Source organism: Rhodococcus sp. 06-156-4, from assembly GCF_002259345.1.
Taxonomy (GTDB): domain Bacteria; phylum Actinomycetota; class Actinomycetes; order Mycobacteriales; family Mycobacteriaceae; genus Rhodococcoides; species Rhodococcoides fascians_E.
Map to the genome: position 1 here is coordinate 274972 of NZ_NPGB01000031.1, position 16622 is coordinate 291593.

17 protein-coding genes are annotated in these 16622 nt (G+C 65.9%); 6 read left to right on the forward strand and 11 right to left on the reverse strand.

Features of this window, described 5'->3' with window-relative positions:
- Positions 1-118 precede the first annotated feature (118 nt).
- A complete protein-coding gene (locus CH290_RS23825; protein ID WP_033189567.1) occupies positions 119-1702 on the forward strand; it encodes a TM0106 family RecB-like putative nuclease in 1584 nt (527 codons plus the stop codon).
- A 28-nt stretch (positions 1703-1730) separates the two neighbouring features.
- Here the strand turns inward: CH290_RS23825 and CH290_RS23830 are convergent, their stop codons facing one another.
- The 6 genes from CH290_RS23830 to CH290_RS23855 form a co-directional block, all read right to left on the reverse strand.
- Positions 1731-2498 carry an SDR family NAD(P)-dependent oxidoreductase gene (locus CH290_RS23830; RefSeq protein WP_033189368.1) on the reverse strand — a complete coding sequence of 256 codons (768 nt, stop codon included), beginning with the start codon at positions 2496-2498 and terminating at the stop codon, positions 1731-1733.
- Between the two features lie 142 nt (positions 2499-2640).
- Entirely contained in the window at positions 2641-3699 is a 1059-nt protein-coding gene (locus tag CH290_RS23835; protein ID WP_019667069.1) for a DUF8320 family protein, read from the reverse strand.
- Entirely contained in the window at positions 3696-4901 is a 1206-nt protein-coding gene (locus tag CH290_RS23840) for a sensor histidine kinase (RefSeq protein WP_033189367.1), read from the reverse strand. The genes CH290_RS23835 and CH290_RS23840 overlap by 4 nt, the downstream gene beginning before the upstream one ends.
- Positions 4902-4941: 40 nt before the next feature.
- Entirely contained in the window at positions 4942-5634 is a 693-nt protein-coding gene (locus CH290_RS23845; RefSeq protein ID WP_033189366.1) for a TMEM165/GDT1 family protein, read from the reverse strand.
- A gap of 236 nt (positions 5635-5870) precedes the next feature.
- Entirely contained in the window at positions 5871-6398 is a 528-nt protein-coding gene (locus tag CH290_RS23850) for a hypothetical protein (protein ID WP_019667072.1), read from the reverse strand.
- A gap of 163 nt (positions 6399-6561) precedes the next feature.
- Positions 6562-7185 carry a superoxide dismutase gene (locus CH290_RS23855; RefSeq protein ID WP_019667073.1) on the reverse strand — a complete coding sequence of 208 codons (624 nt, stop codon included), beginning with the start codon at positions 7183-7185 and terminating at the stop codon, positions 6562-6564.
- Positions 7186-7421: 236 nt separating this feature from the next.
- Between CH290_RS23855 and CH290_RS23860 the strand changes: the two genes are divergently transcribed.
- The gene (locus CH290_RS23860; RefSeq protein WP_033189365.1) at positions 7422-8552 is read left to right on the forward strand and encodes an acyltransferase family protein; all 1131 of its coding nucleotides are present in this window, start codon (positions 7422-7424) and stop codon (positions 8550-8552) included.
- A gap of 31 nt (positions 8553-8583) precedes the next feature.
- Here the strand turns inward: CH290_RS23860 and CH290_RS23865 are convergent, their stop codons facing one another.
- Positions 8584-9501, reverse strand: coding sequence for an LLM class F420-dependent oxidoreductase (locus CH290_RS23865; RefSeq protein ID WP_026348126.1), 918 nt, complete (start codon positions 9499-9501; stop codon positions 8584-8586).
- Between the two features lie 198 nt (positions 9502-9699).
- Between CH290_RS23865 and CH290_RS23870 the strand changes: the two genes are divergently transcribed.
- From CH290_RS23870 to CH290_RS23890, 4 genes are all read left to right on the forward strand, one after another.
- Positions 9700-10020 carry a rhodanese-like domain-containing protein gene (locus tag CH290_RS23870; protein ID WP_020111775.1) on the forward strand — a complete coding sequence of 107 codons (321 nt, stop codon included), beginning with the start codon at positions 9700-9702 and terminating at the stop codon, positions 10018-10020.
- Positions 10020-11057 carry a DUF4328 domain-containing protein gene (locus CH290_RS23875; protein WP_196250054.1) on the forward strand — a complete coding sequence of 346 codons (1038 nt, stop codon included), beginning with the start codon at positions 10020-10022 and terminating at the stop codon, positions 11055-11057. The genes CH290_RS23870 and CH290_RS23875 overlap by 1 nt, the downstream gene beginning before the upstream one ends.
- On the forward strand, positions 11054-11833 hold the full coding sequence (locus CH290_RS23880) for a glycerophosphodiester phosphodiesterase (protein WP_019667078.1): 780 nt from the start codon (positions 11054-11056) through the stop codon (positions 11831-11833). Before CH290_RS23875 ends, CH290_RS23880 begins: the two co-directional genes overlap by 4 nt.
- 188 nt (positions 11834-12021) lie before the next feature.
- Complete coding sequence (locus tag CH290_RS23890; RefSeq protein ID WP_033189363.1) at positions 12022-12927, forward strand: DUF5926 family protein; 906 nt, start codon at positions 12022-12024, stop codon at positions 12925-12927.
- A 64-nt stretch (positions 12928-12991) separates the two neighbouring features.
- Here the strand turns inward: CH290_RS23890 and CH290_RS23895 are convergent, their stop codons facing one another.
- The 4 genes from CH290_RS23895 to CH290_RS23910 all read right to left on the reverse strand — a co-directional run bounded on the left by CH290_RS23895 (position 12992) and on the right by CH290_RS23910 (position 16622).
- Positions 12992-13546 carry a ferritin gene (locus tag CH290_RS23895; protein ID WP_019667080.1) on the reverse strand — a complete coding sequence of 185 codons (555 nt, stop codon included), beginning with the start codon at positions 13544-13546 and terminating at the stop codon, positions 12992-12994.
- Between the two features lie 111 nt (positions 13547-13657).
- Entirely contained in the window at positions 13658-14200 is a 543-nt protein-coding gene (locus tag CH290_RS23900) for a ferritin (protein ID WP_019667081.1), read from the reverse strand.
- A 100-nt stretch (positions 14201-14300) separates the two neighbouring features.
- On the reverse strand, positions 14301-15794 hold the full coding sequence (locus CH290_RS23905) for an LCP family protein (protein WP_371828585.1): 1494 nt from the start codon (positions 15792-15794) through the stop codon (positions 14301-14303).
- A 21-nt stretch (positions 15795-15815) separates the two neighbouring features.
- Positions 15816-16622 (reverse strand): CPBP family intramembrane glutamic endopeptidase, encoded by an 807-nt coding sequence (locus tag CH290_RS23910; RefSeq protein ID WP_019667083.1) that lies wholly within the window; start codon positions 16620-16622, stop codon positions 15816-15818.

Sequence of the window (16622 nt, forward strand, 5' to 3'; positions counted from 1 at the left end):
TGGCTGACACACAGCCTATCGCTGACGCAGCGGTGGGTCGCATGGGGCGTGTCGGTGGGGGGACATAGGCTCATCAACTGTGAACAGCCAGCCTGTCGCGGCGACACGGTCAGCCGGAATGCGGTCGTCGGTACTCATCGACGCCGGGTCCCTGACGCGGTGCCGTCACCGGCTGTACCTGGACACGGCCTACTCCGCGCTGCAGCGCGACGAACCGGAGAATCCCGGCGTCCGGCAACGGCGTGAGGCCGCGGCGGCCCACCGGGAGGCCACCCGTGCCGCCTTCGCAGCCACCGAATCCGGGTGGACGGAGATCGACGCCCCCGACGCCAGGTCGGCGTCGGAGATGACGATGGCGGCGTGCAGGCGCAAGGCCCGTTGGATCTGGAACGCCGTGCTTCCCCTCGATCACGAGCACGGTCGCCGCGGCCGCAGCGAGATGCTGATGCTCGATCCGTCCGGTGCCGGATACATCCCGGTCATCGTCGTCAACCACAAGGTCACCGACCCCGGCCGGGGAGCGACCACCACTCCGTTCGACCGATGGACACCGAGCGTCGACGAGACCCGCAAGGTTCGCAGTCAGCTGCGGGACCAACTGCGCCTCGCGCATCTCTACCGAATGCTCGAACGTGAGGGCCTCGCCTCTCCCACTGCACTCGGCGGTGCAATCGGATATCGCGCCGAGTGCATCCTCGTTCACGACCTCGAGACCGTGTTCGCAGAATACGATTCACGATTCGCGGACCGTCTCGCCGTCGCGCGGGGTGAGAGCTTCACCGTGCCCTCCCAGGTGAGCGAGTGTCGGTCGTGCTCATGGTGGTCGGACTGCAAACCGCAGCTCACCGCCAACCGCGACGTGTCGCTGGTGGCGTCGGGGATGCGTGCGGAGGTGTTGCGCGAGCACGGCGTCTTCACCATCGACGACCTCGCCGACTGGACCGGACCGGAACCGGAGGACTGGCCGTTCGGCAGCTTCGACGACGCCGTTGCCGCAGCGACGGCGTGGCGCGCGGATGTTCCGCTTCTGCGCCGGACCGAGAGAACGACGGTCCACCGCGCTGACGTCGAGGTCGACGTGGACATGGAGAGCTACCAGGAGCACGGCGCCTACCTGTGGGGCACGCTGCTCACCGAGCAGGGAGGGCAGCCCCCGGTCTACCGAGGATTCGTCACGTGGGATCCGCTGCCGACCGTCGACGAGGGGCGATCGTTCGCGGAATTCTGGGGCTGGCTGATGGGCAAGCGCCGTGACGCCGCCGAACGCGGTAAAACCTTTGCTGCGTACTGCTATTCGCGCCAGGCCGAGGACAAGTGGCTTCTTGATTCTGCCCGACGCTTCGGCGCCGTTCCCGGCGTTCCCACCGAGGCCGAGATCCGCGAATTCATCGACAGCGAACAATGGGTGGACATCTACCAGGCAGTCAGCGACCAATTCATCTGCCCCGGCGGCAAAGGGCTGAAGAAAATTGCCCCCGTCGCCGGCTTCACCTGGCGTGACGACGAAGCCGGCGGCGAGGCGTCCATGGGCTGGTACCGCGACGCCGTCGGCTACGACGGGGAACCCGACCTCAGTCAGCGCGAACGGTTACTCGTCTACAACGAAGACGACGTCCAAGCCACGAAAGTCCTGCGCGAGTGGATGACCGACCGCGCGGACCTCGAAATCCCCACCCTCGAATCCTTGCGCGCCGGAGCCTGAAATCGGGGCTGCCGGAACCCGGATGCCCTTACCGCGGCGCCATGCGGATTGCGCCGTCCATGCGGATGGTTTCGCCGTTGAGGTAGTCGTGCTCGGCGAGCATCTGCACGAGCTGTGCGTACTCCGCCGGCTGTGCGAGACGCGAGGGGAACGGGACGCTGGCTTCGAGGCCCTTGCGGTATTCCTCGGTAACGCCGGCGAGCATCGGGGTGTCGACGATTCCGGGGGCGATGGTGTTGACGCGGATGCCGACCTGGGCGAGGTCGCGGGCCGCGGTGATGGTCATCGCGTGCACGCCGCCCTTCGATGCCGTGTACGCGATCTGGCCGATCTGGCCTTCGAAGGCGGCGACGGAGGCGGTGTTGACGATGATGCCGCGCTGCCCTGCGTCGTCGACCGTCGGGAGTGACTGAATTCGGTTGGCGGCGAGGCGCATCACGTTGAACGTGCCCAGCAGGTTGATGGTGATGACGGTGCGGAAGAGCTCGAGCTCGTGCGGGCCCTTCTTCGACAGGATGCGTCCCGCCCAGCCGACACCGGCGCAGTTGACGACGATGCGCAGGGGCACCCCGGACGCGGTGATGGTGTCGAGGGCTGCCTCGACGTCGGCTTCGCTGGTGACGTCGGCGGCGATGAGCGTGACACCGTCGGGCACGTTGTCGCCCGCCCGCTCGATCGACTGCGCCAGGTCGAGGCCGAACACCGTCACCCCGGCGTCGGCGAGGCGCTTGGCCGTTGCCGCACCGAGGCCGGACGCCCCGCCTGTGACCAACGCTGCTGTTCCCGAAATCTCCACGTGCACATCTCCTCGACTAGAGCGGTGGACGATCGGCGCAAACGATCAGCGCTGACCGTGATTGTCTCGTTCTGCACCATAACCGGACAGCAGTGAGTCGCAGCCGGCGGAGTGACAGAAGTGCAGTGGATCACACTCGGTGTCAGTGGCTGATTTCGCGAGCCCGACCGTCGTGCTCGTACTCGATTCGGTAGGTCCGTTCGGAATCGACCAGCATCGTGGCGAGGGCGGGACGCCCTGCCGGGAGCAGTCGCACAGTGGCCGATCCGCTCGCCATCCCGTCGATGTGCTCCGCTGCGGAGTCGACGACGAGGTCGCGCACCGCGGGGTCGAGTTCGACGTCGGCGCGGTCGTCGAGGAGTACGACGCTGACTCCGCGGTCGCGTGCCGTCCGCACCGACGTACGTAGTCGATCGGTGACAAGAGCGCGCGCTCGCAACGAATCCCGCAACTCGGCTTCGAGCAGGGTGTACGACGCGATCTCCTCGGGAGCCAGGTCGGGGCCGTGGACGGTCCGTTCGAGGAGTGGGCGAGCGAGTTCGTCGAGCCGACGCAGTTGCGAGTCACGCTCTTCGAGCACGGCTGCGGCGGCCGCCTCGGATGCGACTCGCGACGTCGACTGGTCACGCAGCGCGAAAACGGAGCGAGCGAGGGGCCGGAGGGTGAACGCGAAGAACGTCGACATCAGCAGCGGGGCAGCGTTGATGACGCCGAAGGCGATGCCGTAGGCGGCGCCCTGCCCGGTCTGGACGGACCAGAAGATCGTCACGGCAACCGTCGTCCCCAGTCCGGCCCACGCTGCCGACGTTCGTCCTCGCACGCACAGGGCCGTGAACAATGCGACGCTCGTGCCCAGCGGCCAGGTCTGCAGTGGGCTGCTGACCGGAACGGGAATCACGCTGTAGGTCAACGCGCAGCTGACGGGGCCGAGGGCAGCGATGAATACGGTGTACCGCCACGGCAGTGGATCTCCTGGTGCGGTGATCATCGTGACTGCACCGATCGAGCACAACCCAGCGGAGACGAAGATCGGCCACGGGGAGCTCACTCCCTCCAACGTCGCTGCGGCGCAGAGAAAACACGTGAAGATGTAGAGGGCGACCAGTCCCGTCGCGAATCGCGACCGCAGTCCGATGAGGTCGCGAATATCCTGACCCGAGCCGTCCTGACACGCGTCGTGCGTGCTCCGGGTGCCGTTCACGACGGTGCCGACCAGTGCAGTGCCACCGTCGTGCCACCGTCGTTCTTGTCCGACTCGACGCGCGCGGAGCCACCGGGCAGGCTGCGCATGCGTCCGACGATGCTCACCGCGATCCCCATGCGATGCGGCGCGACCGAGGTGGGGTCGAACCCGGACCCGTCGTCGGACAGCACGATGGAGATGTCGTCCCTCGTCAGCGACAACGTTGCGACCCGCGTCGCGTCGGAACCTGCGTGCGTGACGCTGTTGCGAACTGCCTCGGCCAAGGCGGCACTGGCCGTGCGGATGACCTCGGCGGGATACAGAGCGTCGGTGCGTGATTCGACGGCGATTTCGATCTCCTCGTCGACATTCGTTGCGGCCGAACGTAACCGGGCGAGCGCCTCGTCGACATCGAACGTCGTGGCGGACGAGTGGTTTCGCAGCGAGTCCAGCTGAGCGAGAGTGTGCTCGGTCTGTCGGATCACGCCCTCGGTGCGTCCGAGGCGAGCCACCGCGAGAAGGGAGGACAACACGCCGTCGTGGATGAGGGCGTCGAAACGCTCACGCTCGACGGCGCGGGCGCTGACGGCAGCCTCCGTCGCCGCCTGTCGGTGGGTGGTTTCGCGCGTGCTGTCGAGAATGCGTGCGGTGCGGATGACGCCCAAGGTGGCGGCCACGAAGATGGAGCAGAACATCAGCGCGAACGTGATGTCCGCCAGCAACGGGCCGTCCAGCAGTGGACCACGGAGAATGTTGATGCTGAGCTGAACCGAGACGACAGTGACGGTCAGCTGTGCGAAAGCCAACCATGACGGCAGCGACGCGGCCGCGGCCAGTCCCGCCAGGCCGGGGAACGACGCCAGGGGCATTCCGTTGGTGTCGACGACGGAGCTGTCCCACGCCAGCCACCAGCTCAGCGCGGCGGCCAGGAAGGTGAAGGTCGCTACGGCACCGGTGACGCGGATCCACCTGGTGTCCGTGGCCAGGGAAGCCACTCCCATGGACAGACCTGTTCCGAACACGGCGACCATCGCTGCGGGCGTCCACCAGGATTCCGTCACGTAGGCGGTGCGGAGGAAATCCGGCAGCAGAATCGCGAAATAGATGAGGTAACCGGCGGCGACGAAGCGCGCTACCGTCCGGAGAAGCCGATCCGACGACGTGTTGTCGTCGTGGGTGGCGCGGCGCGTCCTGCTGGGATCGTGGTCGATGGTTGTCATGTGCCCCTGGTTCTGATCGGGGCAGATGATACGTCGATTCTTACTTGTCGTTCAATACCTCGACCGGCGTCGGGCGACGGCGCCGGACGGTTGCGATTGCTCCCCACACCGCTGCCGACAGGACGAGAACGACGCCGCCGGAGATCACGGGCGCGGACGTTCCGGGCATGACGCCCTCGAAGAACAGCGAGACGCCGAACACGAAGAAGAGGATTGCGGCACCGAACTGGATGATGCGTTCGGGAAGATGCTTGCCCAGGACCGCGCCCACGACGATGGCGAGGGCATCGGCTGCGACCATGCCGACGGTAGAGCCGATCCAGACGCCGACCCAGTTGTTGTCCGCGGCGAGGGTGACGGTGGCGAGCATGGTCTTGTCGCCGAGCTCGGCCAGGAAGAATGCCGACGCGATTGCGATGAACGCCGAGCGGGTGACCTTGGAGGCTTTGTCGCCTTCGTCGTCGGAAAGCTTGTCTCCCTTGAGGGTCCACAGTCCGAAGACGACGAAAGCGACTCCGGCGACGATCGAGATCAGGTGGGTGGGAATCGAGAGTCCGAGGAAGTGCCCGACGGCGACCGACACGAGGTGGGTGACGGTGGTGGCGATCGTGATGCCGCCGATGACGACGTACCACTTGTAGCGCAAGGCGAACGTCATGGCCATGAGCTGCGATTTGTCGCCGAGTTCGGCGACGAAGATGACTGCGAAACTCAACAGCAGCGCGGACAGCATGTGGAGGCACTCCTTCGGTCGTCTGAATGACCGAAGGTCTCGCCCACCGGCGCCGAGCACGCAGCCTGTGCGTGAGCGGTATCGGTTCACGGTGCCGGGCCCGATTGCGGACCAGTATGTCGACACGATGATTGGGGGCTACTCCCCTTCGCTGCACTCCACAGTAGGAGGAGGTAGTCGAAAAGTCCAATGCCGCAGCAAGTTTGGGAACCCGAAAACTCTTGTACGGGCCACGTTCAGGACGCGAGGAGCATGGCCAAAACTGCAGTGTCGGGATCGCTGATCGGGTCGAGGCCGATGCGGCTCACCATCGAGGTCACGGTGCCGTCGGATTCCGCTTCCACCCAGGCAGCGCGATGATCGAGACCGAGATGCGGCAGGCCGGGAAGGAGGACACACCCGGACGCCGCGCCGGCGCATTCGGGGAGTGACGGGGTGGTCTCCGACGGCGGATGCAGCATCAGAATCGCCGCCGGCTGGTGGTGCGCGAACCGCTCGGGTGTGACAGCAGTCTCACCCACGATGGGCCCCTCGGCGAGGACCAGCCCTATCGTTCCCGGGGCCGGATCGTCGGGAAGCTCCTCGCGAGCCCCGAAGACCGTCGACGTTGTGAGCAGGCCCGGCATCGATGCGACCTGGACGGCCAGCACGAGAAACTGCGCCCATTCCTTCGTCGTGTCCGGCCACCGCCCGGAGATCACGAACCCGCGCAGAAGCCCAGCGGCATGGAAAGGGGAAACGCCGATCAGATCGCGATCGCTCATGTGCACTCCTCGTTCGCCCAGAAATATCCGGTACGCCACGCTGGGTACACCCCAATATGAACCAGAAACGTGCTGGCACACAAGACGTGTCGAGTGCTAACGAAGGGAAACACGAAAAGGGCCATCACGACGATGCGTGATGGCCCTCTGCGGTGCGGAAGACTTACGGGAAGATCAGACCGGGGGTCTTCGACGTGGCTGCCTCGAAGCGGGCCTGAACGTCGGCCCAGTTCACGACGTTCCAGAACGCCTTGACGTAGTCGGCCTTGACGTTCTTGTACTGCAGGTAGAAGGCGTGCTCCCACATGTCGACCTGGAGCAGCGGGATGATGCCCAGCGGCACGTTGGCCTGCTGATCGTAGAGCTGGAACGTCAGCAGCTTCTTGCCGAGCGAGTCGTAGCCGAGAACGGCCCAGCCGGAGCCCTGCAGACCGTTGGCCGCCGCGGTGAACTGTGCGCGGAACTTGTCGAACGAACCGAACTGATCGTCGATGGCTGCGCCGAGTTCACCCTCGGGCTTGTCGCCACCGTTGGGGGAGAGGTTCTTCCACCAGATGGAGTGGTTGACGTGGCCGCCGAGGTGGAACGCGAGGTTCTTCTCGAGCAGGAAGATCGAGCCGTGATCCTCGGCTTCGCGGGCTGCAGCGAGCTTCTCGAGCGCAGTGTTGGCGCCGGCGACGTACGTTGCGTGGTGCTTGGAGTGGTGCAGTTCGTTGATCTCGCCCGAGATGTGTGGCTCGAGGGCGGAGTAATCGAAATCAAGGTCGGGCAAGGTGTACTCGGACACGTGGTTCCCTTCTTTGTCGACGCCGGCTTCATCGATCGAAGCGCGGCGCGTAGTGCTGCGGATCTTCTCTCGGGTTCAACCCAATCTCATTACTACCCCCAGTGCAACTGTTGTACTCGAGACTCATTTCTCGGAATAAAACCGCGCTGCCGCGGCAGCCTCGGGAGGTCACGGCGAGGTCACGGCTCGGCGTCACGATTGGTCCGGCAGGTGAACAGGAATCTAGACTGGCCGCCGTGAGCCCCCATCGCAGGTCGACCGATGCGGTCGACGCCCGACAGGCGGTCACGGACGTCCATGCGCCGAGGGTCCAACTCGACGGCGCGAACCTGCTGCGGTTGATCGCGGTACTCGCCGTTCTCTACTCGCACATCTCGTTCTACCTGATCGACGACCGCGGCGAAGGCTGGTGGATGATCGACGTCGTCTACCGGGTGTTCGTCCAGGAAGCCGGCCTCAACAACCATCTCTCGTTCGTCGGCGTCGCGATCTTCATGCTCCTGACCGGCCTGCTGGTGACCCGCTCGGCGATGCGGCAGTCGCGACGCGATTTCGCAGTCAGCAGGCTTTCTCGCCTGGTCCCGGCGCTGTGGGTGTCCGTCGCGCTGGCCATTCTGCTGGTACGTCTGGGAATCAACGGCATGTTCAGCGGTCAGAACGGGATCAGCAACTCCGAAGCCGCGCTCAGCTTCGTGCTCGGCGGGTTCTTCCTGAAGCCCGAAGTCGCCGTACTGGGCGTCACCTGGACGTTGACGGTCCAGCTGATGTTCTACCTGTACTGCATCGCGGCCCGCGACATCCTGCGGAAGTGGCCCGTCGTCGTTCCCCTCGTCGGGGCCTTCCTCTGCGCGGCCGTGCTGATCTACAACCTCTACATCCCGCAGCCGTGGTCGGTGCCGATGCTGTCGAAGATCGCCGCGACGCTCCCGACGCTGTTCCTCGGGCAGATCATCTACCTCGGCTGGGCCCGGATCATCAGCTGGAGATGGGTCGTCGTCTCGGTCGTCGCGCAGGCCGAGGTGGTGCGACTGGCAACCGACGTCCACGCTTACTGGGCGGGCGACCAGTACATGTGGACCATCGTCGTCGTCACCGGTCTGGTCCTGCTCCTCGCGCGGTACGACGGCAGGATCGCGCACTGGGCGATCGTTCGCTGGACGGGCACCCGCAGCTACGCGATCTACCTGGTCCATACGCTGGTTCTCTACCGGGTGTACGAGAACGTCGTTCCGTACACCGGACCGACGGGCGCGGTCGTCGCGTTTCTCGTCGCCACGGCCGCCGTGTCGGAAATCGTCTACCGCTGGGTCGAGACTCCCGCTGCACGCTGGCTGGGCGCCCGGTTGCGTCGACCCGCGCACGCCTGAGGGCAGGCGTGCGCGAGCCGGGGCCGACGAATCAGAGCTGAGGCATGACCTCCGACGCCACCAGTTCCAGATGGTCCAGGTCGGCCAGGTCGAGGACCTGCAGGTACACCCGGGATGCTCCGAGCTCGCCGTAGCGTCCGATCTTGTCCACCAGTTCTGCGGGGGAACCGGCCGCACCGTTCTCCCGCAGCTCGGACACGTCACGACCGATCGCGGCAGCGCGGCGGGCGATCTCCTCCTCGGACTTGCCGCAGCACAGCACGAGCGCGCTCGAATACGCCAACTCGCGTCCGGTCTCGGACGCCGCGGCCCGCACTCGATCGAACTGCGTTCCGGTGGCCTCGAGCGAGGCGAACGGAATGTTGAACTCGTCGGCGTACTTCGCAGCCAGTGCCGGGGTGCGCTTCTTGCCGCCACCGCCGATCAGGATCGGGGGCCGCGGGGACTGCGCCGGCTTGGGAAGCGCAGGTGAGTCGACGATGGGGTAGTGCTTACCGTCGTACGAGAACGTCTCGCCGACGGGGGTCTCCCACAGTCCGGTGATCACGGCCAGGGACTCCTCGAGCTTGTCGAAACGCTCTCCCAGCGGTGGGAACGGAATGCCGTACGCCGTGTGCTCCTCCTCGAACCAGCCTGCGCCGAGACCGAAATCGACGCGGCCCCCGCTCATCGCGTCGACCTGCGCGACGCTGATGGCCAGTGGGCCGGGATAACGGAAGGTGGCCGACGTGACGAGAGTGCCGAGGCGGATCGTCTTCGTCTCGCGAGCAATTCCGGCGAGCGTGATCCACGCGTCCGTCGGACCGGGTAGGCCGTCGGAGTTCATCGCCAGATAGTGATCGGAGCGGAAAAACGCGCCGTAGCCCAGACTTTCAGCGGTCTGGGCGACGCGAAGAAGATCGTCGTAGGTGGCGCCTTGCTGAGGTTCGGTGAAGATTCGAAGTTCGATTGCGGCCATGGATTCGAGTCTAGGGAATCGAGCCGGGAGCGCTCCGCGCCTGTGGATGAAACCGGCAGATGCCCGGTTTCTGTGGATCGGTCTGTGGATAGTGTGGATAACTTCCTTGCTCTATCCACAGGGAACGGGTGGCAGGGCCGGTGGATTGCGTGACAAGATCGTTTTGTGTCTGCCCCGGATCTGCCCTCAGTGACCGTCGCCCAGCTGCCCACCGAGCTGAGCGAGTCGGTGATTCTGCTCGACGTCCGCGAGAACGAGGAATGGCAGCAGGGACACGCTCCCGGCGCCGTGCACATTCCGATGGCCGAAGTGCCGTCCCGCATCGGCGAGATCGACGCCGACGCCGACTTGTACGTCGTCTGCAAGGCCGGGGGGCGCTCGCTCCGCGTCGTCGAATACCTCGCGCAGATCGGATACGAAGCCACCAACGTCGACGGCGGCATGTCGGCGTGGCAGCACGCAGGCCGTCCACTCGTGCGCGACGACGGCGCCGAGGCGAGAATCGTCTAGTGTCCGCATTTCAGGTCTGTGCCCGCTGCGCGACGCGGTGGCCCGTCGGAACGCGACCGGCGGTGTGGTGTCCGCGCTGCCACGGCGTGCTGCTGTCCCCGGTGTCGGCGCAAGCGCCCGCAACCGGAACCCGCAACTTCCGCTGGGTCGCCAAGAAGCCGCGGAACAAGACCTCGCGGCCGGCCGGCTCGTCGCATCCACGCCGCACCGCGACACCGAAGTACGACGAGATCCCGCGCTGGGGTCTCATCGACCAGCCCGTATCGAACGTCCAGGAACGGGAACCGCGACTTCGACGCTGGGCAGGCGCCGCACCCGGTCTGCTGGTGCTCGCCGCATCGCTACTCGGCCTCGCCGCAGCAGCGGAGCTGTTTCGGTACGGAATCCTGCTGTACAACCGCACACGCCTCGTCGGGCAGACGACGCTCGTGACGTCCGACGCGGTGGTGCTGTTCGCCGAGACCGCGTCGATCGTCATCGGAATCGCCGCCGCCGTCGGCTCCGCATGCTGGTTGGTGGATCGACGACGAATCTTCTTCGAGAGAGCCGGAACACGTGACCCACGCTCGTCGCGCACCCTCTTCGTCGGAACACTCGTTCCGGTGCTGTCTCTCGCACTCCCCGGAGTCTTTCTCACCGAGCTGGCCGACGCCAAAGCCGGCGTCGACAAGCCACGCCTGGTCCGTGACATCCGCATCTGGTGGGGACTGTGGGTCCTGAACTGGGCACTCGTCGTCGCCGCATCCCTCTGGCGGCTGCGCGACTCCCTCCAAGCTCAGGCCGACGGCGTACTGCTCTCCGCCATCGTCGCCCTGGTGGGCGTCCTCACCGCCCTCTGGACCGTCCACCTCCTCCACAGCATCGACGGCCTCGGCTGGCGCGGCACCCACAAACCCTCGCCGACGCGATGGGTCATGTCGGTTCCACGTGAAACCGTCGCCGACGCCCCCCTCCCGGACCGAATGAACCGTTCGGTCACTCAGAGTGACCGAACGTCACGTTCGGTAACCGAAACGGAGAAGGCGGCGGCGTCGTGAGCGGAGATCGTCGCGGACCGTTCGTCGTTGCGCATCGCGGAGCGTCGGCGGAGAAGAAAGAGCACACGCTGGCTGCCTACGACCTTGCGCTACGCGACGGAGCCGACGGCCTCGAGTGCGATGTTCGGCTGACCCGCGACGGCCACATCGTGTGCGTGCACGACCGGAGAATCGACCGCACGTCCTCCGGTACCGGAATCGTCAGCGAGCTGGACTACGACACCCTCAAGGGCTACGACTACGGCGACGGCGCCGAGCCCGCCGATCTGCTGACACTCAGCGACCTGATTCAGCTGGTGCTGGACTGGACGTCCAAACCGACGAAGCTGTTCATCGAAACCAAGCATCCGGTGCGCTACGGGTCGCTCATCGAGAGCAAGGTGCTGGCGGAGCTGCACCGCTTCGGCATCGGCCAACCTGCGTCCGCCGACCATTCGCGCGCAGTGATCATGTCCTTCGCGGCCACCGCTGTCTGGCGAATCAGACGAGCCGCGCCGATGCTGCCGACAGTTCTTCTCGGCGACTCGTCGCACTACCTCGGGGGAGGTGCCGCGACCACCGTCGGAGCCACGGCAGTCGGACCGTCGATCAAAAGCCTGCGCGAGCACCCGTCGATCGTCGACCGCGCGGCGGCGTCGGGACGCGCGACGTACGTATGGACCGTCGACGACAAGGCCGACGTCGACCTGTGCCGTGAACTGGGCGTCGGGTGGATTGCCACCAACAACCCAGCGCGCACCCGTGCTTGGTTGGCAGGAGCGGAGCCTGCGGAGTGACTCGGTGGGGCAGGAGCGGAGCCTGCGGAGTGACTCGGTGGGGCAGGAGCGGAGCCTGCGGAGTGACTCGGTGGGGCAGGAGCGGAGCCTGCGGAGTGACCGGGTAAGGCAGGAGCGGAGCCTGCGGAGTGAGCTGGAGCTTTGGGCTTGCTGGACGTGCAGGTGGGGTGACCCTGTAGGTTTCGGGCGTGGGTAAGAGTAAAAGAAACAGTGGTCCGAAGCAGGACAGTAACCGCGCAGCGAAGCTTGCTCAGCGCGCGGCCGAGCGGGAGAACCTGTCCGCGGCGCCGGTGCGGCCGTTCCATGGTGTGCGGGCCGAGTGCGATCTCGTTGCGATGCGGGAGTTCGTTCCGTCGGCGACGGCACCGGTTGTGGTCGACGGTCGCACGCTGACGGTGGCGACGGTGTTGCCCGGTGCGGTTGCGGCGCTGGTGCGTGAGGAGAGCGGCGACGTGCGGGGCTTTGCTGGCCTGCAGGTTCAGGTGCATTCGCCGAATGTCGCTGCTGATCTGTCCAGTGCATTGTCGTGGGCGTCCATCGCGCAGCCGGGTGAGTCGTTGGAGTCCGCGGGGCCGGACGGCAACACTCCTGCGCTGTCGGAGGTGCTGGATCCGACGCTGGAACTCGACATCACGGTGCATCAGGATTTCAACTGGTGGCTTCCCGAGGGCGCTGAGCCCGCTGCCGATGTCGCGGCGACGGTGGAGCGTGCGAATGGAGCCATCATGCCGTCGGCTCGCCTCGAAGGTGAGGGCCTGACTGCTGCGTGGTGGGTCGATGCGGGCGACAAAGCGCATCTGCGGTGGGTTCGTCCGGAGAGCGAGGACGATCTGATGCTCGCGTTGGCGCGTCTGCACGCTGCCGGTGATCTGACGCTCGGCGAGGGCTCGCGATACGCCGGTTCGTTCCGGACGCACGGGCTGCTCGTGCCGGTGTTCGATCTGGATCCGGAGATGCACCCGACGGAATGGGTCGCGCCCACTGTTCGGTTCGGAAACAAGCTTGCCGAGGCTCTGGCTGTGGATGCGCCGCTGACCTCGGAGCAGCGGCGGTCGCGCGACGGACTGCGTGGGCGTCAGGTGACGCTGAGGTGATCCGTTGTGAGTGGAAATGTGTCCCCCAGGACACATTTCCACTCACGAGCGCGGGACGCGCGACTTAGATGGCGCCGCCGGCAGCCTGAGGTGCACCGCTGTCCGAGGGGACAGTGTTGCTGTACTCACGAGCAACGAACTGCTCGAGGTCGAACAGGTTGTGTCCGGCACGGTCCGCGACGTTGAGCAGCGTCTTCATGCTCGCAACTTCCTCGACCTGCTCCTTGAGGAACCACTGCATGAACTGCTCGCCGAGGTAATCGCCCTCTTCGCGTGCGGTGCTCGCGAGCGCGATGATCTGCTCGGTGACGGTCTCTTCCTGGGCCAGGGCCAGAGCGATCGGCTCGCGGGCGTCGGTGAAGACGGACTTGGCGCCGTCGACTCCGGTGAGCTCGACGGTGATGTCGCGGTCCAGGAAGTACTGGACGATCATCATCGCGTGGTTGCGCTCTTCGACGGCCTGCGCGTAGAAGTGCTTGGCCAACTGCGGCAGGTCGGTGTTGGCGAAGTAGACCGCGGTGGCGATGTACTGATGCGAAGCGTTGAACTCGTTCCGGATCTGATCGCGGAGGAGTGCGTGGAATTTGGAATGGTTGGTTTCTTTGACGTCTGCGCTCATGGTGAAGAGAATATGCAGGTCAGAGGCTATTGTCACCCAAGTTCACCCTTATTGAGGTCAAGGTTGCCTAAATAAGAGGGCCCTAATTCTTGACTATGACCAGCGAAAAAGTCATACTGCGCCGGCCTGTTTGGGGGCGTTTGTGGTGCGGTTCACTCGCGCGGCGGTCTCCCTCGCAACGTACGTCTCGACGTCGAACAGTTGATTGCCTGCCCGGTGCACGATGTTCAGCAGGCTCCTCATGCTGGCCACTTCCTCGACCTGCTCCTGCAGGAACCACTGCATGAACTGTTCGCCGATGTAGTCACCGTTGTCCCGTGCCGTGCGCGCAAGGGCCGTGATCTGCTCGGTCACCTGTTTCTCCTGGGCCAGCGCCAACTCGACTGGCTGGGCGACCCGGTCGAACTCGTCGACGACGTCGCCGATCCCGGAGATTCCGACCTTCACCTTCCGGTCGATGAGGTACTGCACGATCATCAGGGCATGCCCGCGCTCTTCGGCCGCCTGCGCGTAGAACCTCGCCGCGAGCTGGGGGAGATCATTGGTCTCGAACCACACCGCAATCGCGATGTACTGCTGCGACGCCGTGAACTCGTGACGCACCTGAGCGCGAAGAAGGTCGTGAAAAGCGTTGCTGCCGTCGCTCGAAGTCATGCACCCCAGATTACCGCTGGGGGTTGCTCGCGCCCGGTCGTTCCGCAGGCTCCACTCCTGTGACAGCACCCCCGGTCGTTCCGCAGGCTCCACTCCTGCGTCAGGGCCCTGACGTCCTGAGGTCCTCCGGGATCTGCTGGTCGTCGGCCAGCAGTCCGAAGAACTGCGAGGCGCGGTCGGAATCCCACAACAGGACGTTGCCGACGTCGGTGTTCTCGAATCCAGCGACGGGCACCGTCGTCGTGACGAGGTCTCCGCGCATGGCCCAGGCGAGCGAGCCGAGATTCCAGATGTGATCGCCGTCGTCGACGCTGAGGGATCCGGCGGCGTCCTTGACCAGCGGCCACAGACGGAACGGGTTGAGGAATGTCGACGGACTCGTCGCCTTGTCCAGCAGGGCGGACATGAACTGGCGCTGATTGTTCATGCGGTCGATGTCGGCGAGCGCGGTCGCGCGGGTGCGAACGAATCCGAGAGCGTCCGATCCGGCCAGCTCCTGGCATCCGGCGGGCAGGTCGATCCCGGCGAGGGGATCGGAAATCGCGTTCTGCAGGCAGACGTCGACGCCGCCGACAGCGTCGACGATCCCCGCGAAGCCACCGAAACCGATCTCGGCGTAATGGTCGATGCGTAGACCCGTCGCGCCTTCCACCGTCTGGACCAGCAGAGGCGCGCCTTCGAACGCGAATGCCGCATTCAGCTTGTCCTGGCCGTAACCGGGAATGGACACGTACGAGTCACGCGGGAGGCTGACCATTGTCGTGGCGCCACCACCCTCGGGAATGTGGATGAGAATGATCGTGTCCGTGCGCGACGGGCCGGTCTCGCCACCCGTCGACAGCGAGGCCTCCTGCTCGGGCGTCAAGCCGGTTCGAGAGTCCGAGCCGACGAGCAGCCAGTTGGTTCCCGGTGTGTCCGCGATGCGCCCGTCGTAGCTGGTGAGCGCGTCGACCCGGGTGAGCGAGCTGTCGACGTAGTAGACCAGTCCGCCGACGATCAGAAGCAGCACCAGGAACGTCAGGCCGAAGCGTCGACCCCAGTGCCGTTTCTTGCGAACCCGAGGAGGCTTCGCGGGCTCGGGGCGGCGCAGGGCCCGCTGCGGGGGCGGCGGAGTCCGGCGGCGTGGAGGTTCCTCGACGTACGGCCGGGGAGTCTGCCGCGGCGCGTGATCGCCGTCGTAGCGATCGGCTCTGTCACGAGGCGGGTACTGCTCGGTCGGGCGGTATCCGGCGGTGCGGTCGCGGGAGACGACTCCCGGCTCGGGTGCCTGCGACCACGCCTGCTGCGATGCCGGTGGCCGGTGCGAGTCCGGCCGGCCGTCGCGTCGAATGATCTGAGTGCCCTCCTGCCGCGGTGGGAGCGGCGGGCGAGGGCCGGGAGGGGGCGGCCGGTAGCCGTCGTGTGGTCGGCCGCCGGCGGGAGGTGGCCGGCGATCGACCGGAGGCGGCGGCTGACGATGACCGGGCGGGGGCAGAGAGCCGGCCGGCGGCGGAGGCCGGTAGCCGGGCGGGGGTGTACGACGCCCTGGATTTCGAGGCGCAGCAGGTGGACCCTGTGGCGGGGTGCCTCGTCTTCTGCGGTCGTCGTCGTTCACCCGTCGAATGTACCTACAAATCTAGGGTAGCCAGGAGAGATGGTCGCGGAGGAGGGCGTAGCCGACGAAAGCGACGATGTCGATGAGGGCGTGGGCGACGAGCAGTGGCCACAGACGGTTGGTCTTCTGCCAGAACCGTCCGAACACCAGGCCCATCAGAAAGTTCCCGACGCCGGCTCCGAGGCCCTGATAGAGGTGGTATGAGCCGCGGAGCAGGGCGGAGAGCAGCAGTGAGGAGTTCTCGCCGAGTCCGAGCTTTCGCAATCGGGAGATGAGGTAGGCGACGACGAGTATCTCCTCGGCGCCGGAGTTGGCGAAGGCGAAGGCCACGAGGGCTGGAATGCGCCACCAGGTGTCGTCGATCGTGCTGGGGACAACGGTGAGATTGAGTCCGACGGCGTTTCCGACGAGGTAGAACACCAGGCCTGGCAGGCCGATCAGCGCGGCGAGCCCGATGCCGGCGAGCAGGTCCTTGCCGAGCTTCGGTGTCGCGAGCCCGACGAGCCTCGGTCCCAGCCCGGCGCGCCACAGTAGGTACAGACCGAGGGCTCCCCACGCGCACAGTCGCAGGATGCGCAGTACCTGGTACAGCAGATCGATGACACCGAGGGAGGAGTTCGACGTGTTCAGCGCTACCGATCGGTCGGACAGACTGCCCGCGAGCAGGGCGTCTTCCACGAGCGAGAGGATGCTGCTCGCGCCGCTGAGGCCGAACGTCACCAGCAGAACGATGACGATCTCGATTTTGATCGCTCGTCGTTCTCGCGGATCCAACGGAGGGCCGTCGGGCACGTTCGGCGGGTTGATCCAGCCCTTCAGATCGATCAC

What these genes read in the sequence shown, in the direction of transcription:
- CH290_RS23825 (WP_033189567.1), top strand. Translation starts at nt 119, where the DNA reads ATGCGGTCGTCGGTACTCATCGACGCCGGGTCCCTGACGCGGTGCCGT.
- CH290_RS23840 (WP_033189367.1), bottom strand. Translation starts at nt 4,901, where the DNA reads ATGACAACCATCGACCACGATCCCAGCAGGACGCGCCGCGCCACCCAC.
- CH290_RS23845 (WP_033189366.1), bottom strand. Translation starts at nt 5,634, where the DNA reads ATGCTGTCCGCGCTGCTGTTGAGTTTCGCAGTCATCTTCGTCGCCGAA.
- CH290_RS23850 (WP_019667072.1), bottom strand. Translation starts at nt 6,398, where the DNA reads ATGAGCGATCGCGATCTGATCGGCGTTTCCCCTTTCCATGCCGCTGGG.
- CH290_RS23895 (WP_019667080.1), bottom strand. Translation starts at nt 13,546, where the DNA reads ATGAGCGCAGACGTCAAAGAAACCAACCATTCCAAATTCCACGCACTC.
- CH290_RS23900 (WP_019667081.1), bottom strand. Translation starts at nt 14,200, where the DNA reads ATGACTTCGAGCGACGGCAGCAACGCTTTTCACGACCTTCTTCGCGCT.